This window comes from Paenibacillus sp. VMFN-D1, from assembly GCF_003386155.1.
Classification (GTDB): Bacteria; Bacillota; Bacilli; order Paenibacillales; family Paenibacillaceae; genus Paenibacillus_AQ; species Paenibacillus_AQ favisporus.
In genome coordinates this window covers 2,830,883-2,855,276 of sequence record NZ_QRDU01000001.1, presented here as the reverse complement: position 1 = coordinate 2,855,276, position 24,394 = coordinate 2,830,883, and the positions used below count along the sequence as shown (strand labels likewise).

Sequence of the window (24,394 nt, the reverse complement as noted above, 5' to 3'; positions counted from 1 at the left end):
TAAGGGAGTGATTCAAGACCGATTTGTTGTTTAAAATTTAAAAGTATACAATATAATTGGACGGCATCAGTTGCCCCTGAAGAAGATATCGCGCAATTACTATGATAATGTGACAAAATTATGATAATATTATGACAAGAAGGCAGGTGAAGACGAAAGTGATGAAACCAAGTGAAATGAATCCGCAGCTGCAGCTGGAAAATCAGCTGTGCTTTACCATCTATGCCTGTTCGCGAGAAATCACCAAGCTGTATCAGCCCCATCTGGAGAAGCTCGGTGTGACATATTCCCAGTATTTGGTCCTGCTTGTGCTTTGGGAGCGGGGACAGTGTACCGTGAAGGAGCTTGGGGAGGCTCTTTTCCTGGACTCCGGCACCTTGACGCCCCTGCTGAAGAGACTTCAGGCCGCTGGTCTGATTCACCGTGAGCGCTCTGCCCAGGACGAACGGAAGGTCATCATCACGTTGACGGATGAAGGAAACAAGCTGAAGGAGAAGGCGCTGAACGTTCCGGCCGCCATGCAGCAGGAGCTGTGCCTGAACGAGAGCGAATTCGGGCATTTGCTGGGCCAGTTCAAGAGTCTGCTGAACCGTGTCCATCACAACAACGAACAGCAAGAGGGCAAGATGTGAAGTGAAGAGCGATTTTTGCAGACCAACATCTGCAAATTTGTCGCTCTTTTTCCCTGTTATCCATGAAACCTTGTTGGAACGATGCAAGGCTCCAGGTGGAATTATATCGGACCTAAGACGTTACTTAGAGGGCGGATTTTACCATCAAATCCCAAATATTCTCTCAAACGGATTAAACCGATATCAAAAAGCTGTCGATGGAAACACAGTTTCTTAAGGTAAGCGTTTTAAAAACATGTTACAATAGCTTGGGTTTATATTATTTTCCAAGAGATATCAGAACCCGCCTTGTAGCAGTCATGTTGATAGGAGGATACCGTAAATGAATATCCATGAATATCAAGGAAAGCAAGTGTTAAAGCAGTACGGCGTTACCGTTCCGAACGGAAAGGTGGCCTACACCGTGGAAGAGGCGGTTGAAGCCGCTAAATCCCTGGGCAGCCAAGTCACGGTTGTCAAAGCGCAAATCCATGCAGGTGGCCGCGGTAAAGCCGGCGGCGTCAAAGTGGCCAAGAACCTGGACGAGGTTCGTGCTTACGCGGAGGAAATCCTCGGCAAAGTGCTCGTTACGCATCAGACAGGCCCGGAAGGTAAAGAAGTCAAGCGGCTTCTGATCGAAGAGGGCTGCGATATCCGCAAGGAATATTACGTCGGCGTCGTCGTTGACCGCGCTACCGGACGTGTCGTGATGATGGCATCGGAAGAAGGCGGAACGGAAATCGAAGAGGTTGCCGCTGCAACGCCTGAGAAAATTTTCAAAGAAGTGGTGGATCCGGCCGTAGGCCTGCAGGTTTTCCAAGCACGCAGACTGGCTTATGCGATCAACATCCCTAACGAACTGGTCAACAAGGCGGTTCAGTTTATGATCGCCCTGTACACCGCTTTTGTTGACAAGGACTGCTCCATTGCAGAAATCAACCCTCTGGTTGTAACGGGTGACGGCAATGTCATGGCACTCGATGCCAAGCTGAACTTTGACTCCAACGCACTGTTCCGGCACAAAGACATTCAAGAGCTTCGCGACCTGGACGAAGAGAATGAAAAAGAAATCGAAGCTTCCAAATACGACCTGAGCTACATAGCTCTCGACGGCAACATCGGCTGTATGGTCAACGGCGCAGGCCTTGCCATGGCCACGATGGATATTATCAAGTACTACGGCGGAGACCCGGCCAACTTCCTCGACGTAGGGGGCGGTGCCACGAAAGAGAAGGTTACCGAGGCGTTCAAGATCATCCTGTCGGATGAGCAGGTCAAAGGCATTTTCGTCAACATCTTTGGCGGAATTATGCGCTGCGACGTCATCGCCGAAGGCGTGGTTGAAGCTGCCAAGCAGCTCGGTTTGACCCGTCCGCTGGTTGTGCGTCTTGAAGGAACCAACGTGGATCTGGGCAAGAAAATTTTGGCCGAATCCGGCCTGAACATCGTGCCTGCCGACTCCATGGCTGACGGCGCCCAAAAAATTGTCTCACTCGTAAAATAGAATCTTTAAAATACGATAGGGGATGTGAACAAACGTGAGTATTTTGGTCGATAAAAATACAAAAGTCATCACACAGGGCATCACCGGCAAAACCGCCCTTTTCCATGCGAAAGGCGCCCTCGACTACGGCACGCAAATGGTCGGAGGAACTTCTCCGGGCAAAGGCGGCACCAAGGTTGACATTACGCTGGAGAACGGCCAAACGGTCAGCCTGCCCGTATATAACACGGTTGTAGAAGCCAAGGAAGCGACTGGCGCAACTGCAAGCGTTATCTACGTACCGCCGGCATTTGCGGCCGACTCCATCATGGAAGCCGTCGATGCGGAAATGGAACTGGTCATCTGTATTACAGAAGGCATTCCGGTGCTGGACATGGTCAAAGTGTCCCGTTACATGGAAGGCAAGAAAACCGTCCTGATCGGACCAAACTGCCCAGGGGTCATTACACCTGGAGAATGCAAAATCGGTATCATGCCTGGGTACATCCATACTCCCGGACATGTGGGCGTTGTATCCCGCAGCGGAACGCTGACCTACGAAGCGGTTCATCAATTGACGACCCGCGGGATCGGCCAGTCCTCTGCGGTAGGCATTGGCGGCGACCCGGTAAAAGGCTCGGAATTCATCGATATTTTGAGCCGCTTTAACGATGATCCGAACACTTATGCTGTGATCATGATCGGCGAAATCGGCGGAACGGCGGAAGAAGAGGCGGCGGAATGGATCCGCGCCAACATGACCAAGCCGGTCGTCGGCTTCATCGGCGGCGTTACTGCGCCTCCAGGCAAGCGCATGGGACATGCGGGCGCTATTATTTCCGGCGGTAAAGGCACGGCGAAAGAAAAGATCGCCAAGCTCGAGGAATGCGGCATCAAAGTCGCTCCGACGCCTTCGGAAATGGGATCTACGCTGGTAAGTGTTCTGGAAGAACGCGGCCTGCTGGAAAAATGCACGACTCACTAATATAAACCGGCGTTATTTACGGTTCAAAGGTAAGCAACCTTTTATTTCTCCATCCGGGGGATAAAGGGTTGCTTTTTTGTGTTTTCAACACCAAAAAACTGGAAAATATAAGGAAGGGCGGGATTGGCGTGAAGGACGAACGGTGGCTGTTGATCGCACTGCACGAGACTGAGGGGGTTGGGAGGAAGAGTATTGCCAGGCTGCGCGGGCAGCGTATGTTCTCCGGGGACATGCTCCATTATAATAGTAGAGATTGGGAAGAAGCAGGTTTTCCCGAGGAAAAGGCGAAGCTTTTATCTGAACGAATCACAACCGATTTGATCGAAGAGCTGAAATCCCGTAAGCTTGAGGGAGGCGCCGGCATCCTGACTTTTTTGGATGAGGATTACCCTGCGTACTTAAGAGAGATTTCGGAGCCTCCATGGGTATTGTACTGCACTGGAAAACGGGGATTGCTGCAAACGCCCGGCGTCGCCATGGTCGGGACAAGGGTACCGACGGCCTATGGCCGTAAGGTCGGCCAGGAGCTGGCGGAGGGCATCAGTGCGGCTGGGTTCACGATCGTCAGCGGCATGGCCAGAGGCATCGACAGCGTGTGCCATGAAGCCGCTCTAGCACGCGGCGGAAATACGATTGCGGTGATGGGGACCGGACACGGCGTGATCTATCCGCCGGAGAACAGAGGATTGTATGAGCGGATCGCCGAGGATGGACTCATTCTGACGGAGTATCCTTCCGGGACCAAATCGCATCCCGGCCTGTTTCCGCAGCGCAACCGTATCATCGCCGGTTTGACGCTTGGGACGCTGGTCGTCGAAGCGGACTCGCGCAGCGGTTCTTTGATTACCGCGGATTTGGCGCTCGAAGCCGGCAGGGATGTGTTCGCCGTGCCTGGGCCGGTCACCTCGCCCAAGAGCCGCGGGGCGCTGAACTTGATTAAACAAGGCGCCAAAATGGTGCTGAATGCCGAAGACGTCGTCGAAGAATATGATTCATGGTTGCCAAAAGGGTTTGAAGATACATACAATAGGGAGCGTCAGATGTTGGAGGACACGCGGCTGCCTGCAGATCATTTGACAATGGATGAGCTTGGGATATACCATATATTGGAACAAGGGCCGTCTACATTGGATGAGCTGCTGCAGCAGACCGGATGGGATTTTGGACATTTGCATTCAGTTCTGTTATCTTTAATCATAAAAAAGCAGATTACCCAATTATCTGGTGCTATATACAAGCTTATATAACAAGAGTCTATTGACTAACATTCACAGAATTGTTCGGAAAGGGGGATGAACCTATGGCTGACTCACTTGTCATCGTAGAATCGCCGGCCAAGGCGAAAACGATCGGCAAATATTTAGGCAGCAAGTATATCGTAAAAGCTTCGATGGGTCACGTGCGTGATCTCCCGAAGAGCCAAATCGGGGTTGAGGTCGAGAATGACTTTAATCCGAAATATATTACGATCCGCGGAAAAGGCTCCGTATTAAAGGAACTCAAGGACGCCAGCAAAAAAGTGAAAAAGGTTTATCTCGCAGCTGACCCCGATCGCGAGGGTGAAGCGATTGCCTGGCATCTTGCCCATGCCCTGGAGCTCGACGATACGGATAGCTGCCGCGTCGTGTTTAACGAAATTACGAAGCAAGCGGTCAAGGATGCATTTAAAACGCCGCGCAAGATCAATATGGACCTGGTCAACGCACAGCAGGCCAGACGTATTCTGGACCGGCTCGTCGGTTACAAGATCAGTCCGCTTTTGTGGAAAAAGGTTAAGAAAGGTTTGTCCGCGGGTCGCGTTCAATCGGTGGCGGTCAAGATCATCATCGACCGGGAGAACGAAATCAACGCGTTTATTCCGGAGGAATACTGGTCCATCACGGCCCAGCTCGCCAAGGGAGATTCCGTTTTCGAAGCGAAATTCCAGCAGCTGAACGGCCAGAAAAAAGAACTGTCGCGCGAGGATGAAGTAAACGAAGTGCTCGCTGCCATTAAGGGAGCCACCTTTAAAGTCAGCGAAGTAAAGGAAAAGGAGCGCCAGCGGCATCCTTCGCCTCCGTTTACGACAAGCTCCCTGCAGCAGGAAGCTGCCCGGAAGCTTAATTTTCGTGCCGCCAAAACGATGTCCGTTGCCCAGCAGCTGTACGAAGGCGTAGAGCTCGGGAAAGAAGGGACCGTCGGCCTCATTACTTATATGCGTACGGATTCCACCCGGATTGCCGGATCGGCCCAGGAAGAAGCCAAGGAATTTATCAGCGGGAAGTACGGGGAACCGTTTGTCCCTGAAACACCGCGGGAGTATTCGAAAAAATCGGCGAACGCCCAGGACGCCCACGAAGCGATCCGCCCGACCTCGGTCATGCGCGATCCCGACTCGGTGAAGTCGTTCATGAGCCGTGACCAATACCGTCTTTACAAGCTGATTTGGGAACGTTTCGTTGCCAGCCAGATGGCTTCCGCCATACTGGATACGCTTTCCGTTGATATTGCGGCCGGGCCTGCCGTATTCCGCGCATCCGGTTCGAAAGTCCGCTTCCAGGGCTTTATGAAGGTATACGTGGAAGGCAACGACGACGGCACGACGGAAGAAGAGAAGTTTTTGCCTGCCTTGGCCGTAGGGGATAAGCTGAAGAAGGAAGATATCGAGCCGAAGCAGCACTTCACGCAGCCGCCTCCGCGCTACACCGAAGCCCGGTTGGTCCGGGCGATGGAGGAGCTCGGCATCGGACGGCCAAGTACGTATGCGCCGACGCTGGAGACGATCCAAAAGCGCGGTTACGTCGCGATCGAAGAGAAAAAGTTCGTTCCGACAGAATTGGGTGAATTGATCATCGAGCAAATGGAACAATTTTTCCCGGAAATTCTTGATGTGGAATTTACGGCCCACATGGAAGACGATCTCGACCATGTCGAGGAAGGCTCGGAGGATTGGGTCAAGGTGCTTGCCGAGTTCTATTCTTCCTTTGAAAAGCGCCTGGAAGTAGCCGAGGAAGAAATGAAGGAAATCGAAATCGAGGACGAGGTATCGGACGAGATTTGCGACAAATGCGGCCGACCGATGGTATACAAATTGGGGCGGTTTGGCAAATTCCTCGCCTGCTCCGGATTTCCGGACTGCCGGAACACGAAGCCGATCGTCAAAGATATCGGCGTCACTTGTCCGAAATGCAAGGAAGGGCATGTGGTCGAGCGCCGCAGCAAGAAGGGGCGGATTTTCTATGGCTGCGACCGTTATCCGGAATGCGATTTCGTATCCTGGGATAAACCGTCGCCGAAGCCTTGTCCGAAATGCGGCTCTCTGATGGTTGAGAAGCGCAACAAGCAGGGAGCACGTCTCCAATGCACGGCATGCGACCATACCGAGCCCCTGGAAGAGAACGAAGACAACGAAGAAATGATGTAATTGTAAACAGCAGGGGGTAATGAAGTTGACAGAAGTACAGCAGGTAACCGTCATCGGCGCGGGTCTGGCAGGCAGCGAGGCTGCCTGGCAGATCGCAAGCCGGGGGGTTCCCGTGAAATTATACGAAATGCGCCCGGTCGTGAAGACGCCCGCGCACCATACGGACAAGTTCGCCGAGCTCGTCTGCACCAATTCGCTGCGCGCCAACGGACTTACGAACGCAGTCGGCGTCATCAAAGAAGAAATGCGGATGCTGGATTCGCTGATCCTGAAGTCCGCCGATAAAAATGCGGTTCCTGCCGGAGGCGCTCTGGCGGTGGACCGCGACGGTTTTTCCGGGGATATTACGAGCACTCTCCATAACCATCCGCTGATTGAAGTCGTAAACGAAGAAATTCAGCATATACCAGAAGAAGGGATTGTCGTCATCGCCACAGGCCCGCTGACCTCGCCTGCACTCTCCGCCGAGATCAAAGCACTTATGGGCGAAGAGTATTTCTACTTCTACGATGCTGCGGCTCCAATCGTCGAGAAAGACTCCATCGATATGAGCAAAGTATACCTGGCTTCCCGTTATGATAAAGGCGAAGCGGCTTACTTGAACTGTCCGATGACCGAAGAGGAATTCAACGCGTTTTATGACGCGCTGGTCAATGCGGAAGTCGCGCAGTTGAAAGAGTTTGAGAAGGAAGTATACTTCGAGGGCTGCATGCCGATCGAGGTCATGATGAAGCGCGGCAAGCAGACGGCGCTGTTCGGGCCGATGAAGCCGGTAGGGCTGGTCAACCCGCACACGGGTGAACTGCCTTATGCGGTCGTGCAGCTGCGTCAAGATAATGCCGCCGGTACGCTGTACAATCTGGTCGGCTTCCAAACCCATCTCAAATGGGGAGAGCAAAAGCGCGTATTCTCTATGATTCCGGGATTGGAAAACGCGGAATATGTGCGCTACGGCGTCATGCACCGCAATACGTTCATCAACTCTCCGAAGCTGCTCCAACCGACCTATCAGTTGAAAACGAATGAGAACCTGTTTTTTGCCGGTCAAATGACAGGGGTAGAGGGATATGTGGAATCTGCCGCATCCGGGCTTATAGCGGGCATTAATGCAGCGAGAAAGGCGCTTGGACAGGACCTTGTCGTGTTCCCTGACACAAGCACACTCGGCAGCATGGCTCATTATATTACGACCGCGGATTCGGAGCACTTCCAGCCGATGAACGCCAACTTCGGCCTGCTGCCGAAATTGGAGAAGAAGATCCGCAACAAAAAGGAAAAGAACGAGGCGCTGGCCAATCGGGCTTTGGAGACGATTGCCGCGTTTATCAAGGAAGCCGGTCTGGCAACCGAACATCAGGAAGTATAGATTAGGAGGTCTGTAGGTATGGATTTATCTTTTCATGCGACAACCATTTGTGCTGTACGCCATAACGGAAAAGCGGCGATCGCCGGTGACGGCCAGGTGACCTTCGGTGAAAATGTCATTATGAAGCAGACCGCCAAAAAGGTGCGCCGCCTGTACAGAGGCCAGGTCGTTGCCGGCTTTGCAGGCTCCGTGGCGGACGCCATTACTCTTTTTGAAAAATTCGAAAGCAAACTGGAGGAGCATCACGGCAATCTGCAGCGTGCCGCCGTGGAGCTCGCCAAGGACTGGCGCCAGGATCGCGTTCTCCGCAAGCTTGAGGCACTCATGATCGTTATGGATAAAACCGGCATGCTGCTCATTTCCGGTGGCGGTGAAATCATCGAACCGGACGACGACGTGCTGGCCATTGGCTCGGGAGGCAATTTTGCGCTCTCCGCCGGACGGGCGCTGAAGCGTCACGCCCAGGACTTGGAAGCGAAGGATATCGCGCGGGAAGCTTTGAAAATTGCTTCGGAAATTTGCGTATACACCAATGGAAATATCATTGTGGAAGAGCTGTAAGGGTGGAGGAATGCATATGGATAACCAAAGTTTGACGCCAAGACAAATCGTGGCCGAACTGGATAAATACATTGTAGGCCAGAAGCAGGCGAAGAAATCCGTCGCCGTCGCACTGCGCAACCGTTACCGCCGCAACCGGCTTCCCGAGGATGTTCGGGATGAGATTGTACCGAAGAACATCCTGATGATCGGTCCGACGGGTGTGGGCAAGACCGAAATTGCCAGACGTTTGGCGAAGCTGGTCAATGCGCCGTTTGTGAAGATCGAAGCCACCAAATTTACGGAAGTGGGATACGTCGGCCGCGACGTGGAATCCATGGTTCGCGATTTGATCGAAACGTCCATCCGCATGGTCAAAGCGGAGCGTACGGAAAAAGTAAAAGACCGCGCCGAGGAGCTCGCCAACGAACGAATCGTGCAAATTCTCGTTCCGCCGGCTGGCAAAAACAAGGCGCAGCGCAACCCGTTTGAAATGCTGTTCGGCAATGGCAACCAGAACGCACAGGATACGGAAGAGGATAAGGAGCAGGACAGCACCGTGACCGAACGCCGGCGCCAGGTGAAGTTTAAGCTTCAGTCCGGCAGCCTGGAAGACGACATGATCGAAATCGACGTGGAGGACAACTCGCCGACGATGATGGATATGCTGGCCGGGCAGGGGAATGACCAAATGGGCATGAACATGCAGGAAATGTTCGGCAGCCTGCTGCCGCGCCGGACGAAGAAGCGGAAGCTGCCGATCCGGGAGGCGCGCAAAGTGCTGACGCAGGAGGAAGCGACCAAGCTGATCGACATGGACGACGTCATCGCCGAGTCGATTCTTCGCGCTGAGCAGTCGGGCATTATCTTTATCGACGAAATCGATAAAGTTGCCAGCCAGGGCAAAGGCTCTGGGCCTGACGTGTCCCGTGAAGGCGTCCAGAGGGATATTCTGCCGATCGTGGAAGGGTCGACGGTCATGACCAAATACGGCCCCGTGAAGACGGACTTTATTTTGTTTATTGCAGCAGGTGCATTCCATATCGCCAAACCGTCGGACCTCATTCCCGAGCTTCAAGGCCGGTTCCCGATCCGCGTGGAGCTGAGCAGCTTGTCTCTCGACGACTTTGTGTCGATTCTGACCGAGCCGAAGAACGCCTTGACCAAGCAGTATACCGAGCTGCTCAAAACCGAGGACATCGAGGTCGAATTCTCATCTGAAGCGATCCGGGAAATTGCCAAAATTGCCGCGACCGTCAATCAGAATACCGAGAACATCGGTGCGCGCAGGCTGCATACGATTCTGGAGAAGCTGCTCGAGGATTTGTCGTTTGAGGCTCCTGAATTGACCTTGGAGAATATGACTATCACGCCGGAATACGTGCGCGAAAAGCTGGGCGACATCGCCCAAGACCGCGATTTGAGTCAATATATATTGTAAACCGACAACCGTCACAGCGGGGACATGTCAGAAGGATGAAGATCCTTCGGGCATGTCTTTTTTTGTTGTGCTGAGGAAGGGACCACAGGAAAGACAGTGCCGACATCGTAAGAACCTCTCTGGGAGGTATAACTATAATCCTGCGCTCGTATGCAAGGGAGGGGTTATTTTACGACACTTTCGCAAATCTGAAATTCTAGGACTATTCAAGCTGAGTTTTTATCGAAATGTGACAACAGGCCTGTCCTATGTAAGCCCACAAACCCTTATCCTGCAAAGATTTAGCAAAAATTTCAGAGAAATTAAGAACAAAGACCTTCTTTCTGGTAAAAGATAGGGCTTTTTTCTTATTGTAATATGTCCCAATCTTTAAGAAACTTAGGATATACGACAATATAGTAATTTTTTCTACTTTAGACCTAGAATAAGCAATATTTCTAAGGACTTTTGTCGAAAAAAAGTGAAATTGGGAAGAAAGTTCCCCACGGACAAATAGTAAAGTTATGGAAAATAAGGGGGATACGGAATGGATTTGCTGAACAGCGTCAGCTTTCAACGTTTGGAAGGCGGACTACAGGCCGCAAACGCGCGCCAGAGAGTCATTGCGAACAACATTGCCAATGTCGACACGCCTTATTTCAAACGGTCCGAAGTGTCATTTGAAAGCCTGCTCCAGCAGGAAATTAATGGATCTGCACCTCAGCTTCGCGGCAGGGTCACCGATCCCCGGCACTTCGCCATTGGACCTACGAATTCGGTCCCGGATCCAGTTGTAACGGAGGACCAATCGACAGCGATGAACAACAATATGAACAATGTGGATATTGACCGGGAGATGTCCGCACTGGCTGACAACCAGCTTCAGTACAACGCCTACATCCAGCAGATGAACGACCAGATCAAAATGATGCGGACAGCCATTGAAGGGAGATAATCGCGGGTGAACATGAACAGCAGCTTTGGGATCAGCGCTTCGGCGCTGACGGCACAGCGTTTGCGGATGGACGTCATTTCGTCCAACATTGCGAATGCGGAAACGACGAGAGCGTCGGTGGTTGACGGCAAAGCAGTGCCGTACCGCCGCAAAATGGTTGTGCTTTCGCCGAATGAATCGGATTTCTCCAGCATGCTGGAAGCACAAATGAACGGACAAAGTGCGGGGAAAGGTGTGAAAGTGGCTGCAATCCAGGAGGATCAGACGCCGCTGAAGCCGGTATACAATCCGACTCATCCGGATGCAGATGCACAAGGGTATGTCTACATGCCTAACGTGGATATCGCCAAAGAAATGATCGATATGATTTCGGCCACGAGATCCTACGAAGCGAACGTCACAGCACTGAATTCCTCAAAAGCGATGATCACGAAGGCCTTGGAAATAGGTCGATAAGCCTAGTCTGAATAAATAAATGCAGGTAAGGAGGGACATTGATGATTCAAAACTCGATGTTTTCGACACAAAGCATCCAACCGCTCGACATGAAGCAAAGCGCATCAAGCGCAAGCAAGACGCCAGCCCAATCCCTTAGCGATTTCGGATCTTATCTGGAAAATGCGCTGAACCAGGTGGCCGGGCAAGAGAAAGCCGCCGAAGAAATGAGCAATCAGTTCATGCTCGGACAAGTTGATGTGGACCAGGTGATGGTTTCTTCGCAAAAAGCGCTTCTCAGCCTGGAGCTGACGACGCAGATTCGGAACAAAGCGATCGAAGCGTACCAGGAGATCATGCGGACGCAAATTTAAAGGCTGCAGACAAAAGAGTGAACGAAGGATTTGGCGGATCGCCTGAACCTATTCATTCATAGATTTATGCTAAGTTTTCGGGTGGGGTGGGTGACGTTGTGAACGAAAGAATCGTCCAGTATAAGGACAAGGTCGTTCAGTACTGGAATCAATTCAGCAAAAAACAGAAAATTTTATTCATTTCTACGATCGCTTTTATTATCATCGCCATTGTCGTGCTGACCATGCAGTTTTCCAAAACGGAGTATGAAGTGGCCTTCAAGGACTTGAATGCCAGCGACTCCGCAGGCATTATGAACTATCTCGATACGAACAACATCCCGTATAAATTGAGTCCTAACGGAACATCCATTTCAGTACCGAGTACGGAGGCGGCCCGCATCAAGGTCGATGTCGGCTCACAGGGACTCATTCAGAACGGATCCATCGGTTTCAAAACGTTCGATCAATCATCATCGATCGGCACAACCGACAGCGAGTTTAACGTCAAGTACAACAACGCATTGAACGGAGAAGTTGAGCAGCTGCTCACGAGCATGAACGGCATAAGTAAGGCTAAAGTCCTAGTAAACCTGCCGAAAGAAAGCGTGTTTGCAAGCGAAGAAGACCAGGAGAAAGCAAGCGCCTCAGTCGTGCTTACCTTTAAGCCGGGTTATCATCCAAGCCAGCAAACGATCGACGGGTACTTCAACTTGGTCAAGACCGCCGTACCGAATCTGCCGGTAGAGAATATCACCATCACCGAATCAGAGGGCAATACGGAGCTGCTGTCGTCGGCCCAAGGCGGTTCGGGAACGCTGTCCTCGTCCGTCGAAGAAAATTTTGCGCTTCAGAAAAAGTTCGAAAGCGAAGTTCGCCAGAACGTCAAAGAATTTCTGAGCCAGTTCATGGGACCGAATAAAGTCGATGTCCTCGTCGTCTCCAAGCTGAATTTCGATAAAGTTCAGAGCAAGGAAAACATGGTGACACCGGTAGATACGGAGAACATGAAAGGCATTGAAATCAGCGTTCAGGAAATTTCGAAGAATTATACGGGTAAGAGCAATCCGGATAGCGGAGTGGCAGGCACGGGCCAAACCCAGGTGCCGGGGTATCCAAGTAACTCGTCCACAGGTGACGTAACTTCCGAGGATTTGTCCAAGACGATCAATTACGAGGTTAACCATATTACCAAAGACATCGTTGCCAGTCCGTATACCGTAAAAGATTTAACCATAAACGTAGCAGTTGAACCACCAACGGGACAAACCAGTGTAGATCAACAAACCAGAGATGCCATTCAGAATATCTTGGTAAATATCGTAAGGGCATCGCTTGCCGATTCCGGTATTACATATACAGACGCTGATTTGGCTAAAAAAGTTTCGGTCTATTCGCAACCTTTCAGTGGTAATGTTACCCAGCCGAGCGGAATCAAGCTTTCCCAAGGCATGCTGTGGGGAATCGGCCTTGCCGCGCTTGCGCTGCTTGCGGGTGGAGGTTACCTGATTTACCGCCGCCGCAAGAACAAAGAGGAAATCGAAGAAGATCTTCCGCTGCCGCCTGCAGCAGAGTTTCCTTCCATTAATCTGGAGAGCGTGACGAACGAAAGTCAGGTGCGCAAACAGCTGGAGACATTGGCGAAGAGAAAGCCGGATGAATTCGTCAACCTGCTGCGCACATGGCTCGCGGATGAATAGGGGGTGGATTTATGGCAAAAGCAAACAGCCAGGCACTGAGCGGGCGCCAAAAAGCGGCCATCCTGCTCATTACGCTGGGACCGGAAGTGTCCGCACAAATTTTCAAGCACTTGCGTGACGACGAGATCGAGCAGCTGACGCTGGAAATCGCCAATGTGCGCAAAGTGGACAGTGTGGAAAAGGACCTGATTATGTCCGAGTTTCATCAAATCTGTCTGGCCCAGGAATATATTTCGCAGGGCGGCATCAACTACGCCAAGGAAATTCTTGAAAAGGCGCTCGGCTCGCAAAAAGCGCTGGAGGTCATCAACCGTCTGACGGCGACGCTGCAGGTGCGCCCGTTCGATTTTGCCCGCAAAGCGGATCCGAACCAGATTTTGAACTTTATACAGAACGAAAATGCTCAGACGATCGCCCTGGTGCTGTCCTACCTGCAATTTGAGCAGGCGGCGGCGATTCTGTCCTCCCTGCCGCAGGAAAAGCAGGCGGATGTGGCAAGAAGAATCGCGGTTATGGACAGCACATCACCTGAAGTTATCGCCCAGGTAGAGCGCGTGCTGGAGCAGAAACTGTCGGCGACCGTGACACAGGATTACACGAATGCCGGCGGCATCGAATCGATCGTCCAGATTTTGAACGGGGTCGACCGGGGAACCGAACGAACGATCCTCGATTCGCTCGAAATTCAGGATCCGGAGCTGGCCGAAGAAATCAAGAAGAGAATGTTCGTATTCGAGGATATCGTCAACGTCGACAACCGTTCCATTCAGCGGATCATCCGCGACATCGAGAACGCCGACCTTCAGCTTGCCCTCAAGGTGGCGAGCGAAGAGGTGCGGGACGTCATTTTCCGCAACATGTCCAAGCGGATGGCCGAAACCTTCAAGGAAGAGATGGAATATATGGGGCCAGTGCGGCTGCGTGACGTCGAAGAAGCTCAGACCCGCATCGTAGGCACCATCCGCAGACTGGAAGAAGCCGGGGAGATCATCATCGCCCGCGGCGGAGGAGATGACATCATTGTCTAATTTGATTAAATCTTCGCAGTACGTACCGGTGGAAGCCCTCAAACGGCTGGATCTGGCAAGGCACTATGCGCTTCCGGAGCAGGATGAGGTAAACAATGAAGTGAAGATTGAAGAGATCCGGGCCCAGGCGGATGAAGAGAGCAAACGGCTCAGCCAGGAAATGCTGCAGGATGCCAAGGAGTTCGCGGAGCGACACATCCGTGAGGCGTCTGAAGAGGCGCAGCGGATACTGGCCGAGAACGAGGAGAAGATCAATGCGTGGTGGCAGGAACGCAGGGAGCAGGACGAGCACCTGATCGAGGCCGTGAAGTCGGAAGGCTACGCGGAAGGATACCGGGAAGGCGCTGAGAAAGCGGAAGCGGATCTTGCGGCCAAGCTTCAGGAAATGATGGCCGAAGCCCAGTCGGTTTTGCGGCATGCCTATATGATCAAGGAGCAGATCATTCAGGAAGCCGAGCCCTTTCTCGTAGATCTGAGCTGTGCCATCGCCGAAAAGGTGATCGACAAGCAGCTGACCGTGGACCGGGATTATGCGATCGATCTTATCCGGAAGAACTTGTCCCGCAAACGGGAGCAGGGTGTGATTACGCTTTGCGTGGCGCCGGAGCATTTCGCTTTTGTCCAGGCAGCCCGGGAAGAGCTGAGCGTGGCGATCGATTCGCAAGCGGAGCTGCAGATCCTGCCGGATGCTACGGTCCATGATCACGGCTGCGTCATCCGCTCTTCGTTCGGCAGCGTCGACGCACGCGTGGAAACTCAGCTGACCGAAATCAAAAAAGAGCTGATACGTATCGCTCTGGACGAAGGGGAACGGAGAGACCAAAATGAAGGTGCTTGACAGCGGACGGTATATGGAGCATTTGCGGAACATTGATCCAGTCCGGATCAACGGAAAAGTCACCCAGGTCATCGGACTGATGGTCGAGTCGGAAGGCCCGGACGCCAGCGTCGGAGACGTCTGCTACATTTATCCGAGCAAAGGCGCCAAGCCGCTGCAGGCGGAGGTTGTCGGTTTCCGCGACAACAAGGTTCTGCTCATGCCGCTCGGCGAGCTGCAGTCGATCGGACCAGGGTGCGATGTGGTCGGCACGGGCAAGCCGCTAAGCGTTCAGGTAGGCTCCGAGCTGCTTGGCAAAGTGCTAGACGGTTTGGGGCAGCCGCTCGACGGCTCCCTGATTCCGACCCGAATGCCGCACAGCTCGACGTATAACACGCCGCCGAACCCGCTGAACCGGCCCCGGGTGCTGGAGCCGATCAGCATCGGCGTACGGGCGATCGACGGTCTGCTGACCATCGGCAAAGGGCAGCGGGTCGGGATCTTCGCCGGATCCGGCGTCGGGAAAAGTACGCTGATGGGCATGATCGCGCGCAACACCGCAGCAGATGTCAACGTGATCGCGCTCATCGGCGAGCGGGGACGGGAAGTGCTCGATTTTATCGAGCGCGACCTGGGCCCTGAAGGGCTGCAGCGATCGGTGGTCATCGTGGCCACCTCCGACCAGCCTGCGCTGATCCGGATCAAGGGAGCGCTGATCGCGACGACCATCGCCGAGTATTTCCGGGACCGGGGCATGAACGTCATGCTGATGATGGATTCCGTGACGCGGTATGCGATGGCGCAGCGTGAAGTGGGACTGGCGATCGGCGAACCGCCGGCGATGCGCGGTTATACGCCGTCGGTGTTCGCGAGCCTGCCGAAGCTGCTGGAACGGGCGGGGACAGGGCCGCAAGGTTCCATTACCGCCTTTTACACCGTGCTCGTCGACGGCGACGACATGAATGAGCCGATCGCGGATGCGGTGCGGGGAATCCTGGACGGGCACATCGTGCTGAACCGGGGTATCGCGAACAAGGGCCATTTTCCCGCGATCGACGTGCTTGCCAGCATCAGCCGGGTGATGAAGGATATTGCGCCGCGCGAGCAGACGGACGCTGCGGATAATTTGAAGCGGCTGATGGCTGTCTATAAAGAGTCCGAGGATCTGATCAACATCGGCGCTTACCAAAAAGGCTCGAATGAGCAAATCGATGAAGCCATCGATTCCATCCAGGCCATCTGGGATTTTACCAAGCAGCGCGTAGACGAAAAAGTGACGCTGGAGCAGGTTCAAGAACGTTTGATTTCCGAATTTTCAAGGAGATGACCATAAGGGATGAGATTTCAGTACGCGTTCCAAAAAATTGTCGACCTCAAAAGCAACGAACGTACCCAGGCGGAATGGATGCTGTCCAGCGCCATCGGCAAGCTTCAGGCGGAAGAAAAGTCGCTGGGGGAGCTGCTGGATATCCGGGAGAGCATGGTCAAGCAGCTTCAGGAAGCTGCCGGCCAATGCGTTCCTGTCTCCATGATTCAGGAAATTCAGGCGTATGTCGAATATTTGGACCAATGCATACGGATGAAGCATGTGGATGTGAACAGAGCCAATATGAAGGTTCAGATACAGCAGAAGCATTTGTCCACAAAGATGCTGGATGAAAACGTCTGGTTAAAAGCGCGGGACAAAGCAAAGACGGCATTTCAGCAGCAGGCGCTCCTGCATGAGCAGAACGAGCTTGACGAGATGGCGACCGTACGGTTTGCCATGGGCGCTAGGGCGAGATGAGTGAACGTGATATAGAGCTGCTGGCTTGGGGGTGGAACAACTGTGGCAAGAACAGGTTTTGAAGAATTAGAGAAAGAATCAACAGGGGGATTTGAACGGTTTTTGTTTCTTGTTATACCAATCATCTTTACGGTGGTGCTCCTGGGCGTGCTTCTGATGCTGCTGAACACCAACGTTCGGAACGAAGTGCTCGGTGTTGCCAACAAAATTCCGGTTGTGAAAAACTGGGTTCCTGACCCGGTCAAGGATCCGGCAGCGGCCAAGCTGGACAAAACGAAAGCACAGGTGGAGAGCGCGACCGCTACGATCAAGGAGCTGAAAAGCCAGCTGGAAGCCAAGGAAGCGGACCTTCAGAAGGCTAAGGAAGACCAGAAGCAGCAGGACAGTAAAATCAAATCGCTGCAGACGCAGATCGATCAGCTCCAAGAGAGCAGCGCGCAGTCTGCGGATGCACAGGCGGGAAATACCGCCGACGATTACGAGAAGCAGGTCAAAAACTTGGCGAAAATGTACGCCGGCATGAGCCCGAGCAAAGCGGCGCCAATTCTGCAGAATATGACCACGGAAGAGGTCGTTCAGCTGCTTAGCGCTATGGATGCGGACAGCCGGATGAACATCCTCGCCAAGATGGATCCAAAGATGGCGGCGGATATCACGCTGAAAATGAAGGATTCCGTATCGTCCAGCGATTTGGCGATCGCGGCGCTTCAGTCCAGAGTGAACAAGGACAGCGCCGCGCAGACGACACCGTCGTCAACCGGGCTCGACAAGGCTCAAATCAGCCAGACGTTCGGGTCGATGAACGCGGACAGCGCGGCCAATCTGCTGCTGGCCATGTACAAGATCAGTCCGGACAAAGTACTGACGATTTTAGGCGCCGTGGCAGATTCGACACGGTCAAGCATTTTGGATTCGATGAGCAAAACAGACCAGAAGACGAGCGCTGTCATTCTCAACAAGCTGCTAAGCAGCAAGTAGTGATTCTTTTCAACCAGAGCTTCTTTTCAACAGAGTACTTGAATGTAGTACTGCACGCGAAAGGAGGTGAAAACAAAGATGAGCCTGATATTTCAAAACATTTCCGCAGGTGCGTCAGCCGGAGCGAAGACAGCGGGAACAAGCGGTGGTGCGGCAAACGCCTCGGCGGGAACGGCACTGGTACCGGCATTTGGAGTCTCGTTGACTCAGCTGATGACAGGTACAGCAGGCGGTTCGCAGGAAGCTTCGGCCATGAACGGCGTGGCGTCACTTTTGGAAGGACTGCTGAAAAATGCTCAAACGACGGCGGTTCAAGGGAACGGGGACAGTGATGAGCAGAATACCGCAGCCCTGCTGCAAAGCCTTCTTCTGGATGCCGATCAGCTGGATGAAGCGATTGCCGAAGACCCTGAAGTGCTGAGCGCCCTGCAAAGCTGGATTCAGCAGGTAACCACCTTGCTGTTGAACGTTCAAGGAAACGGCGAAGCACAGTCTGAAGACACCCCGGCTAATGAGGGAGATCAAGCCTTGACGGCACTGGCCAGCCACCCGGCGACGGCACGGTTTGCCGCACAGGATGCGTTGGCCCAGCTGATCACGGTGCTGCAGCAGCCCAATACGGGGGCGGACACCGCGGCGCAGGCTGCAGAACTGCTGGAAACGTTCCATAACCTGGTTCAGAACGCCGCAGCTCCTGGGAAAAGCAAACCGGCGGCTCTGGTCAAGGACTCGGAATCGGCAGCGCAACAGGATACGGCACCAATGTTCCAGCCTAAAGCGGAAGGACAAGCCAGCCGCATCTCCGCGTTGTTGGAAGCGATCCGGCAGCAGCCGGCAGGCGATACTGCATCCGCTGCAAGCGGCAAGGCCGTGCTGAGTACGATCTTGACGAGACAGCAGCCGAATGCCGATGCGCAAACAGCAGCATCCGCTGCAAGCCCTTCTTCCGGAGAAGAGGTGGAAGCGGCGGCGAAGCCGGAGGATCCGCTTACCAGCCAGACAACGGTAACGGCAGGGCATCTCGTGATGAAAGAAGGCATTCAGTCGCCTCATAAAGCAGCGGCGCAAGCGGTGCCCGTTACGCAGTTTGCCAAAGAAATGAGCACATTTGTCGTAAACAAGCTGGAAATCGTGAAGCAAGAAGGCATCTCGGAAGCGAAAATATCGCTGTACCCGGAACACCTGGGCCAGGTCGACATTAAGCTGACGATGCAAAACGGACAGCTCGTTGCCCAATTTACGACCGAGCACGCCGGAGCCAAGGATTTGCTGGAACAGCAGATGAGTCAGCTCCGCAGTACGCTGCAATCGCAGGGTGTGCAGGTTGAGAAACTTGTGGTAACGCAAAACCCTTCGCTGCAGTCCCAAATGTATCACGACGGCCGTCAATCCCAATCGGGTCAGCAGCAGCCGAACCGCCGGCAAAAGGACAAGGACGCTTCCTCCGAAGATGCCTTGGCCGTGGCTGAGCTGGGAGACGAGCTGAATGAATGGCTTGCCCGGCAGCAGGCGGACCAAGGAAATACGTTTACAGCCAAAGCGTAAAAACGGAGGTGAACAACCATGTCAGATATCGTATCGACAAGCAACATTTGGCCTAACTACTCGGCTTCCAACGTGCAGAAGGCCAGCACGAAGACGCAGACGCTCGGCAAGGACCAGTTTCTGAGCATTCTGGTGACCCAGCTTAAAAACCAGGATCCGATGCAGCCGATGGAGGACAAGGAATTTATCGCCCAGATGGCCCAATTCACCTCGGTCGAGCAGCTGATGAACATATCCAGCCAGCTGAACGCCATGAGTCAGTCCCTTGGCAACGTATCGGGACTGATCGGCAAACAGATCAGCTGGGTCGATAGCGGAAGCAGCTCCGATCAATCAGGCGAAAGTACGTCTGAGATCAAAACGGGCATCGTGGATTCGATTATCGTCAAGGACGGCGTTCAGTACGCTTCCGTCGGGTCGGTAGCGATTCCGATTACGAAGATCGTCGAAATCATGAATGCCAAGCAGGAAGAGAGTACTCCGCCGGCAGATACCGAAACGCCATCAACTGACGGTGCGTCGAATGCGGACGGCACGGCAGAAGGTTCTGCGGGCAGGGCCTCTGAAACCGGAGAGACAGGCGCCGAGGCAGCAAGCGCAGCGGCAGGAGAGGGCACGACAGGCGGGAACGGGGAATCGGCATGAACGAACGGATGACGATCGGACAGCTCTATCCCGGAAGGATATATCCGGCCGCACCCGTCAAGACTTCGAAACCGGCCGCAACGCCGGACGCCTCGTCCCAGACGTCATTTGATGAACTGCTGCAGGGAAGCCTGCTCAAGTTCAGCAATCATGCGGCCAAGCGGCTGGAGCAAAGAGGGATCGAGATCAAAGGGGAGCAGCTGGACAAGCTGAACCAAGCCGTTGAAAAGGCTGCCGCCAAAGGCAGCAAGGAATCGCTGATCCTGATGAAGGATATGGCGCTCATCGTCAACGTTCCTAACCGGACGGTCGTGACGGCGATGGACGGCAAATCCATGAAAGACAACGTGTTTACCCAAATTGACAGCGCGGTTGTGCTGTCGTAAGCTGGCTGGCCCGAACCGGAAAGCCAGGGAACTGCTGACCGACTGACGCAGTTCATTTCACAAACCTAGGAGGAAACAGACCCATGTTGAGATCGATGTATTCAGGCGTTTCAGGGATGCGCGGATTCCAAACCAAGCTCGACGTAATCGGCAACAATATCGCCAACGTTAACACGACCGGCTTCAAGGCAGGCCGGGTCATGTTTAAGGATGTTATGAGCCAGACCGTATCTGGCGTGACAGCGCCGGACGGAACAGACCAAGCCGGAGTTAATGCCAAGCAGATTGGTCTCGGCGTGTCCATCGGTTCGATTGATACCGTTCATACGGCTGGAAGCGCGATGACCACCAACGTTCCTACAGACCTGCGGATCGACGGAGACGGATTCTTTCTTATTAAACTGTCAGGCGATCAGGAAACACCATTTCTGACCCGCGCCGGTGACTTCCATGTGGATGCGCAAAAAAATCTGGTGACTTCAGATGGGATGTTCGTCTGTGATTCCGATGGAACTCCTATTACGCTTCAAGCGGAGACCGTTTCATTCTCGATTTCCCAAGATGGAACCATTATTCAGAAACTGGCTGACGGGACTACCGATAATGGAACGATTATAGGTGTGGGTAAGGTGACGAACCCGGAAGGTCTAGAGAAAATCGGCGGTAACCTGTACCGGATGACTTTGAACGCCAACGATGGTGGAACGCTTACCCCTACAACGGGGAATGACGCAGATGCAGGAACTGGCGCAATCGTAGCCGGGCAGTTGGAAATGTCCAACGTTGACCTGACCGGCGAATTCACCGAAATGATCGTCGCCCAGCGCGGCTTCCAGGCGAATTCCCGGATCATTACGACCTCTGACGAAGTTCTGCAGGAAATTGTCAATCTGAAGCGTTAGTAGAGTGAAGTGACGGGGGAGGCCTGTCCTCCTCCGATTTCCATAGGAGGCCTGCTATGATTTTAGTTACCCGGTTAAACGGCTCACCATTATGGCTGAATGCCCTGCTTATCGAAACAGTGGAAGAAACGCCGGACACGTATATTACCCTGGTTACGGGCAAACGAATGATTGTTTTGGAAAAAGCGGCGGAAGTCATTTCCCTGGTGAAGCAATACAATCAGGAAATCGGCGTTCACAACGCAACTATTAAAGTGCAACAAACGGAGGAATCCCCATGAAAAAGATGCTGCCCTGGCTAATAACGATACTGCTGGCGATTACACTGATCGTGCTTGCCGCATTTTTGCTGATGGATAAATATTTCGGGAGCAGTTCAAACGAAACGAAATCGGCCGCCCAAACGATCGAGGCTCCAAAATTATCGGCAGACGAGCTTGTGGAAATCACTTCGGAGATTACGGATATCAAGACCAATCTCGCGGATCAGGATTATATCGTATTGATGAATTTTGCGTTCCAATTGAACGACAAAAAATCGAAGGAAGAATTCGATAAGATCAAAGAATTCGAGATCAAGCCCATCATTATTAAGACGCTCGCCGATACGAGACCCGAGGAACTGAAGGGCTCCAAAGGAAAAGACCAATTAAGCGCAAAATTGATCAATCTGATCAATAAAACCTTGACACGAGGGAAACTGACGCAAATCTCCATCACGAACTTTGTTTTGACGCCGCTGTAACATAACGACCGGAAACCGTAAGGGGGTGAGATGATTGGTTGATGTATTATCGCAAAATGAGATTGACGCCCTGCTCGCCGCACTGTCGTCCGGTGAAATGGATGCGGAGGAACTTAAAAAAGAAGAGACCCAGAAAAAAATCCGTTCCTATGATTTCAAGCGGGCCGTCCGCTTTTCCAAGGATCATATCCGAAGTCTGACACGGATTCATGAAAATTTCGCGCGTTATCTGACGACCTATTTTTCCGCACAGCTGCGGACGTTTGTTCAAATTAACGTGGTTCAGGTCGAGCAGCTTCCTTATGACGAATTTATCCGCTCGATTCCGAAGATGACGATTCTCAATATTTTTGAGGCGGAACCTTTGAAAGGAAGAATGGTGCTGGAAGTACACCCGAACGTGGCTTATGCCATGCTGGACCGGCTGCTGGGCGGAGTCGGAAACGCTCCTTCCAAAATCAACTCGCTCACCGAAATCGAAACGACGATCATGGAGCGGATTTTCAGCCGGGCGTTCGAGAGCTTGGCGGAAGCGTGGAAAACGGTGCTCGATATCTCTCCGCGGATGGAAGCGATGGAGACGAATCCGCAGTTTATGCAGATCGTCTCACCGAACGAAACCATCGCCCTGATTTCGCTCAGCACCAAAATCGGCGATACGACGGGCATGATCAACCTCTGTATTCCGCATGTAGTGCTGGAGCCGATCATGTCGAAGCTCTCGGCCCATCAGTGGTTTGTATCGGAGAAGAAGTCCAGCGTGCCGGAGGAAGCCGAGTCGCTCAAAAACCGGATCAGCCAAGCCAAGCTGAGCATGATCGCCGAGCTTGGGGAGTCTTATATCTCCGTATCCGAGTTTTTGGGATTGAATGTAGGGGACGTCATCAGTCTGGCCAAGCCGGTACATTCGGGACTGAAAATCAAGGTTGGTGACCGGTTGAAGTTTATAGGAAGCCCGGGTACCGTCAAAGACCGCGTGGCCGTGCAAATCGACGAAATTGTCAGCGAAGGAGCTGAGGAACTTGACGAGTAAAGATTATTTATCCCAGGAAGAGATCGACGCCCTGCTGAAACAGACCGAAGCGGCCGACTTCTCCCGAAATGCGGGTTCGACGGTAGACGATTATTTAACGCCTCTGGAGCAGGATGCACTGGGAGAGATCGGCAACATTACGTTTGGCAGTGCAGCCACTGCACTTTCGACGCTGCTGGGCAAGAAGGTGGACATTACGACGCCGAAGGTGTCCATCATTACCCGCAGCCAGTTTGAGGAAGAGTTCCCCAAGCCCCATGTGGCTGTTCATGTCACGTATGTGGACGGTTTTGAAGGGATCAACTCTTTGGTTATTAAAACGCGTGACGCGCAGGTCATCGCCGACCTGATGCTGGGCGGAGAAGGTGATCCGCAGGATGCGGAGCTGAACGAAATCCATATCAGCGCGGTTCAGGAAGCGATGAACCAAATGATGGGATCTTCGGCCACTTCGATGTCGACGATATTTAACCGGTTCGTCAATATTTCGCCGCCAGGCATCGACATTCTGGACATGGCCAACGGCGACGGGGTCAACAGCCTGCCTTCCGAGCAGACGCTGATCAAGATCTCTTTCCGGCTCAAAATCGGAGAATTGATCGATTCCACGATCATGCAGCTTCTTCCGGTCCAGTTCGCCAAGGATATGGTCAGCATGCTGATTCATGGTTCGGACGAGGCGGAACAGTCGATGCAGCAGGCGGCTCCAGCGGTTGAAGCGCCTGAGCGGCCGGCATCTCAGCCTGAGGCCTCTTACCCGCCTCCGACAGCCAGTCAGCCGGCTCCGCAGCAGCAGGATTACGGAATGCCGTCCGGCGCGCCGGGCTACGGTGCTCCAGCTGCCGGGATGCCCGCTTCCATGCCGGGGCAAGCGTACGATCCGAACATGCAGAATCCTTATGCGGCCATGCCGCAGCATTACGGGTCTATGCCTAACCGCAACGTCAACGTGCAGCCCGTGCAATTTGCGAATTTACAAGGTGGCTCGTTCGGCCAGGTCGATCAAAATAATTTAAACTTATTGATGGACATTCCTCTTAAAGTCACCGTAGAATTAGGAAGGACCCAGAAGCAAATTAAGGATATCCTGGAAATGTCTCAAGGTTCAATCATCGAACTGGACAAGCTGGCGGGCGAGCCGGTTGACATCCTGATCAACAACAAGCTGATCGCCAAAGGCGAGGTTGTCGTTATCGATGAAAATTTCGGGGTGCGTGTCACGGATATTCTCAGCCAGTGGGACCGAATACAAAAATTACAATAGCAAAATTTAGGGAG

General features: G+C 53.1%; 25 protein-coding genes. All 25 read left to right on the top strand.

The window, feature by feature from the left end:
* Positions 1 to 161: 161 nt before the first annotated feature.
* The 25 genes from C7820_RS13090 to fliY all read left to right on the top strand — a co-directional run bounded on the left by C7820_RS13090 (position 162) and on the right by fliY (position 24,380).
* Entirely contained in the window at positions 162 to 632 is a 471-nt protein-coding gene (locus tag C7820_RS13090) for a MarR family winged helix-turn-helix transcriptional regulator (RefSeq protein WP_089546539.1), read from the top strand.
* A 322-nt stretch (positions 633 to 954) separates the two neighbouring features.
* Positions 955 to 2,115, top strand: a complete 1,161-nt coding sequence (gene sucC / locus C7820_RS13085; protein WP_076168179.1) for an ADP-forming succinate--CoA ligase subunit beta — start codon at positions 955 to 957, stop codon at positions 2,113 to 2,115.
* Between the two features lie 34 nt (positions 2,116 to 2,149).
* Positions 2,150 to 3,079, top strand: coding sequence for a succinate--CoA ligase subunit alpha (sucD, locus tag C7820_RS13080; protein WP_076168177.1), 930 nt, complete (start codon positions 2,150 to 2,152; stop codon positions 3,077 to 3,079).
* A gap of 128 nt (positions 3,080 to 3,207) precedes the next feature.
* The gene (dprA, locus tag C7820_RS13075) at positions 3,208 to 4,326 is read left to right on the top strand and encodes a DNA-processing protein DprA (protein ID WP_116231767.1); all 1,119 of its coding nucleotides are present in this window, start codon (positions 3,208 to 3,210) and stop codon (positions 4,324 to 4,326) included.
* 53 nt (positions 4,327 to 4,379) lie between these two features.
* The gene (gene topA, locus C7820_RS13070; RefSeq protein ID WP_116231253.1) at positions 4,380 to 6,482 is read left to right on the top strand and encodes a type I DNA topoisomerase; all 2,103 of its coding nucleotides are present in this window, start codon (positions 4,380 to 4,382) and stop codon (positions 6,480 to 6,482) included.
* Positions 6,483 to 6,507: 25 nt separating this feature from the next.
* The gene (gene trmFO / locus C7820_RS13065; protein ID WP_089546541.1) at positions 6,508 to 7,848 is read left to right on the top strand and encodes an FADH(2)-oxidizing methylenetetrahydrofolate--tRNA-(uracil(54)-C(5))-methyltransferase TrmFO; all 1,341 of its coding nucleotides are present in this window, start codon (positions 6,508 to 6,510) and stop codon (positions 7,846 to 7,848) included.
* 18 nt (positions 7,849 to 7,866) lie between these two features.
* Positions 7,867 to 8,409, top strand: a complete 543-nt coding sequence (hslV, locus tag C7820_RS13060) for an ATP-dependent protease subunit HslV (protein ID WP_076168171.1) — start codon at positions 7,867 to 7,869, stop codon at positions 8,407 to 8,409.
* Positions 8,410 to 8,425: 16 nt separating this feature from the next.
* The gene (hslU, locus tag C7820_RS13055; RefSeq protein ID WP_076168169.1) at positions 8,426 to 9,829 is read left to right on the top strand and encodes an ATP-dependent protease ATPase subunit HslU; all 1,404 of its coding nucleotides are present in this window, start codon (positions 8,426 to 8,428) and stop codon (positions 9,827 to 9,829) included.
* Between the two features lie 526 nt (positions 9,830 to 10,355).
* Positions 10,356 to 10,763, top strand: a complete 408-nt coding sequence (gene flgB, locus C7820_RS13050; RefSeq protein ID WP_076168168.1) for a flagellar basal body rod protein FlgB — start codon at positions 10,356 to 10,358, stop codon at positions 10,761 to 10,763.
* 12 nt (positions 10,764 to 10,775) lie between these two features.
* Positions 10,776 to 11,219 carry a flagellar basal body rod protein FlgC gene (gene flgC / locus C7820_RS13045; protein ID WP_234489631.1) on the top strand — a complete coding sequence of 148 codons (444 nt, stop codon included), beginning with the start codon at positions 10,776 to 10,778 and terminating at the stop codon, positions 11,217 to 11,219.
* A 41-nt stretch (positions 11,220 to 11,260) separates the two neighbouring features.
* Positions 11,261 to 11,572: a flagellar hook-basal body complex protein FliE gene (gene fliE, locus C7820_RS13040; protein WP_076168164.1), complete on the top strand. Its 312-nt coding sequence runs from the start codon at positions 11,261 to 11,263 to the stop codon at positions 11,570 to 11,572.
* 98 nt (positions 11,573 to 11,670) lie between these two features.
* The gene (gene fliF / locus C7820_RS13035; RefSeq protein WP_076168162.1) at positions 11,671 to 13,251 is read left to right on the top strand and encodes a flagellar basal-body MS-ring/collar protein FliF; all 1,581 of its coding nucleotides are present in this window, start codon (positions 11,671 to 11,673) and stop codon (positions 13,249 to 13,251) included.
* A gap of 11 nt (positions 13,252 to 13,262) precedes the next feature.
* Positions 13,263 to 14,279 carry a flagellar motor switch protein FliG gene (fliG, locus tag C7820_RS13030; protein WP_076168160.1) on the top strand — a complete coding sequence of 339 codons (1,017 nt, stop codon included), beginning with the start codon at positions 13,263 to 13,265 and terminating at the stop codon, positions 14,277 to 14,279.
* The gene (locus C7820_RS13025; protein WP_076168158.1) at positions 14,272 to 15,117 is read left to right on the top strand and encodes a FliH/SctL family protein; all 846 of its coding nucleotides are present in this window, start codon (positions 14,272 to 14,274) and stop codon (positions 15,115 to 15,117) included. Before fliG ends, C7820_RS13025 begins: the two co-directional genes overlap by 8 nt.
* Complete coding sequence (fliI, locus tag C7820_RS13020; RefSeq protein ID WP_076168156.1) at positions 15,104 to 16,423, top strand: flagellar protein export ATPase FliI; 1,320 nt, start codon at positions 15,104 to 15,106, stop codon at positions 16,421 to 16,423. Before C7820_RS13025 ends, fliI begins: the two co-directional genes overlap by 14 nt.
* A 9-nt stretch (positions 16,424 to 16,432) precedes the next feature.
* A complete protein-coding gene (gene fliJ, locus C7820_RS13015) occupies positions 16,433 to 16,882 on the top strand; it encodes a flagellar export protein FliJ (protein WP_076168154.1) in 450 nt (149 codons plus the stop codon).
* Positions 16,883 to 16,924: 42 nt separating this feature from the next.
* A complete protein-coding gene (locus C7820_RS13010) occupies positions 16,925 to 17,860 on the top strand; it encodes a MotE family protein (RefSeq protein ID WP_076168152.1) in 936 nt (311 codons plus the stop codon).
* 78 nt (positions 17,861 to 17,938) lie between these two features.
* Entirely contained in the window at positions 17,939 to 19,405 is a 1,467-nt protein-coding gene (locus tag C7820_RS13005; RefSeq protein ID WP_116231252.1) for a flagellar hook-length control protein FliK, read from the top strand.
* A gap of 18 nt (positions 19,406 to 19,423) precedes the next feature.
* A complete protein-coding gene (locus C7820_RS13000) occupies positions 19,424 to 20,050 on the top strand; it encodes a flagellar hook capping FlgD N-terminal domain-containing protein (RefSeq protein WP_116231251.1) in 627 nt (208 codons plus the stop codon).
* The gene (locus tag C7820_RS12995) at positions 20,047 to 20,436 is read left to right on the top strand and encodes a TIGR02530 family flagellar biosynthesis protein (RefSeq protein ID WP_116231250.1); all 390 of its coding nucleotides are present in this window, start codon (positions 20,047 to 20,049) and stop codon (positions 20,434 to 20,436) included. The genes C7820_RS13000 and C7820_RS12995 overlap by 4 nt, the downstream gene beginning before the upstream one ends.
* Positions 20,437 to 20,519: 83 nt before the next feature.
* Positions 20,520 to 21,338 (top strand): flagellar basal body rod protein FlgG, encoded by an 819-nt coding sequence (gene flgG / locus C7820_RS12990; RefSeq protein WP_076168144.1) that lies wholly within the window; start codon positions 20,520 to 20,522, stop codon positions 21,336 to 21,338.
* 56 nt (positions 21,339 to 21,394) lie between these two features.
* Positions 21,395 to 21,619 (top strand): flagellar FlbD family protein, encoded by a 225-nt coding sequence (locus tag C7820_RS12985; RefSeq protein ID WP_076168142.1) that lies wholly within the window; start codon positions 21,395 to 21,397, stop codon positions 21,617 to 21,619.
* A complete protein-coding gene (locus C7820_RS12980; RefSeq protein WP_076168140.1) occupies positions 21,616 to 22,083 on the top strand; it encodes a flagellar basal body-associated FliL family protein in 468 nt (155 codons plus the stop codon). Before C7820_RS12985 ends, C7820_RS12980 begins: the two co-directional genes overlap by 4 nt.
* A gap of 34 nt (positions 22,084 to 22,117) precedes the next feature.
* Positions 22,118 to 23,116 carry a flagellar motor switch protein FliM gene (gene fliM, locus C7820_RS12975; RefSeq protein ID WP_076168138.1) on the top strand — a complete coding sequence of 333 codons (999 nt, stop codon included), beginning with the start codon at positions 22,118 to 22,120 and terminating at the stop codon, positions 23,114 to 23,116.
* Positions 23,106 to 24,380, top strand: a complete 1,275-nt coding sequence (fliY, locus tag C7820_RS12970; RefSeq protein ID WP_076168136.1) for a flagellar motor switch phosphatase FliY — start codon at positions 23,106 to 23,108, stop codon at positions 24,378 to 24,380. The genes fliM and fliY overlap by 11 nt, the downstream gene beginning before the upstream one ends.
* The last annotated feature ends 14 nt before the right edge of the window (positions 24,381 to 24,394 follow it).

What these genes read in the sequence shown, in the direction of transcription:
- flgG (WP_076168144.1), top strand. Translation starts at nt 20,520, where the DNA reads ATGTTGAGATCGATGTATTCAGGCGTTTCAGGGATGCGCGGATTCCAA.
- C7820_RS13005 (WP_116231252.1), top strand. Translation starts at nt 17,939, where the DNA reads ATGAGCCTGATATTTCAAAACATTTCCGCAGGTGCGTCAGCCGGAGCG.
- C7820_RS12995 (WP_116231250.1), top strand. Translation starts at nt 20,047, where the DNA reads ATGAACGAACGGATGACGATCGGACAGCTCTATCCCGGAAGGATATAT.
- fliG (WP_076168160.1), top strand. Translation starts at nt 13,263, where the DNA reads ATGGCAAAAGCAAACAGCCAGGCACTGAGCGGGCGCCAAAAAGCGGCC.
- hslU (WP_076168169.1), top strand. Translation starts at nt 8,426, where the DNA reads ATGGATAACCAAAGTTTGACGCCAAGACAAATCGTGGCCGAACTGGAT.
- C7820_RS12980 (WP_076168140.1), top strand. Translation starts at nt 21,616, where the DNA reads ATGAAAAAGATGCTGCCCTGGCTAATAACGATACTGCTGGCGATTACA.
- flgB (WP_076168168.1), top strand. Translation starts at nt 10,356, where the DNA reads ATGGATTTGCTGAACAGCGTCAGCTTTCAACGTTTGGAAGGCGGACTA.
- sucC (WP_076168179.1), top strand. Translation starts at nt 955, where the DNA reads ATGAATATCCATGAATATCAAGGAAAGCAAGTGTTAAAGCAGTACGGC.
- flgC (WP_234489631.1), top strand. Translation starts at nt 10,776, where the DNA reads ATGAACAGCAGCTTTGGGATCAGCGCTTCGGCGCTGACGGCACAGCGT.
- C7820_RS12985 (WP_076168142.1), top strand. Translation starts at nt 21,395, where the DNA reads ATGATTTTAGTTACCCGGTTAAACGGCTCACCATTATGGCTGAATGCC.
- C7820_RS13090 (WP_089546539.1), top strand. Translation starts at nt 162, where the DNA reads ATGAAACCAAGTGAAATGAATCCGCAGCTGCAGCTGGAAAATCAGCTG.
- fliJ (WP_076168154.1), top strand. Translation starts at nt 16,433, where the DNA reads ATGAGATTTCAGTACGCGTTCCAAAAAATTGTCGACCTCAAAAGCAAC.
- C7820_RS13000 (WP_116231251.1), top strand. Translation starts at nt 19,424, where the DNA reads ATGTCAGATATCGTATCGACAAGCAACATTTGGCCTAACTACTCGGCT.
- topA (WP_116231253.1), top strand. Translation starts at nt 4,380, where the DNA reads ATGGCTGACTCACTTGTCATCGTAGAATCGCCGGCCAAGGCGAAAACG.
- fliE (WP_076168164.1), top strand. Translation starts at nt 11,261, where the DNA reads ATGATTCAAAACTCGATGTTTTCGACACAAAGCATCCAACCGCTCGAC.
- hslV (WP_076168171.1), top strand. Translation starts at nt 7,867, where the DNA reads ATGGATTTATCTTTTCATGCGACAACCATTTGTGCTGTACGCCATAAC.
- fliI (WP_076168156.1), top strand. Translation starts at nt 15,104, where the DNA reads ATGAAGGTGCTTGACAGCGGACGGTATATGGAGCATTTGCGGAACATT.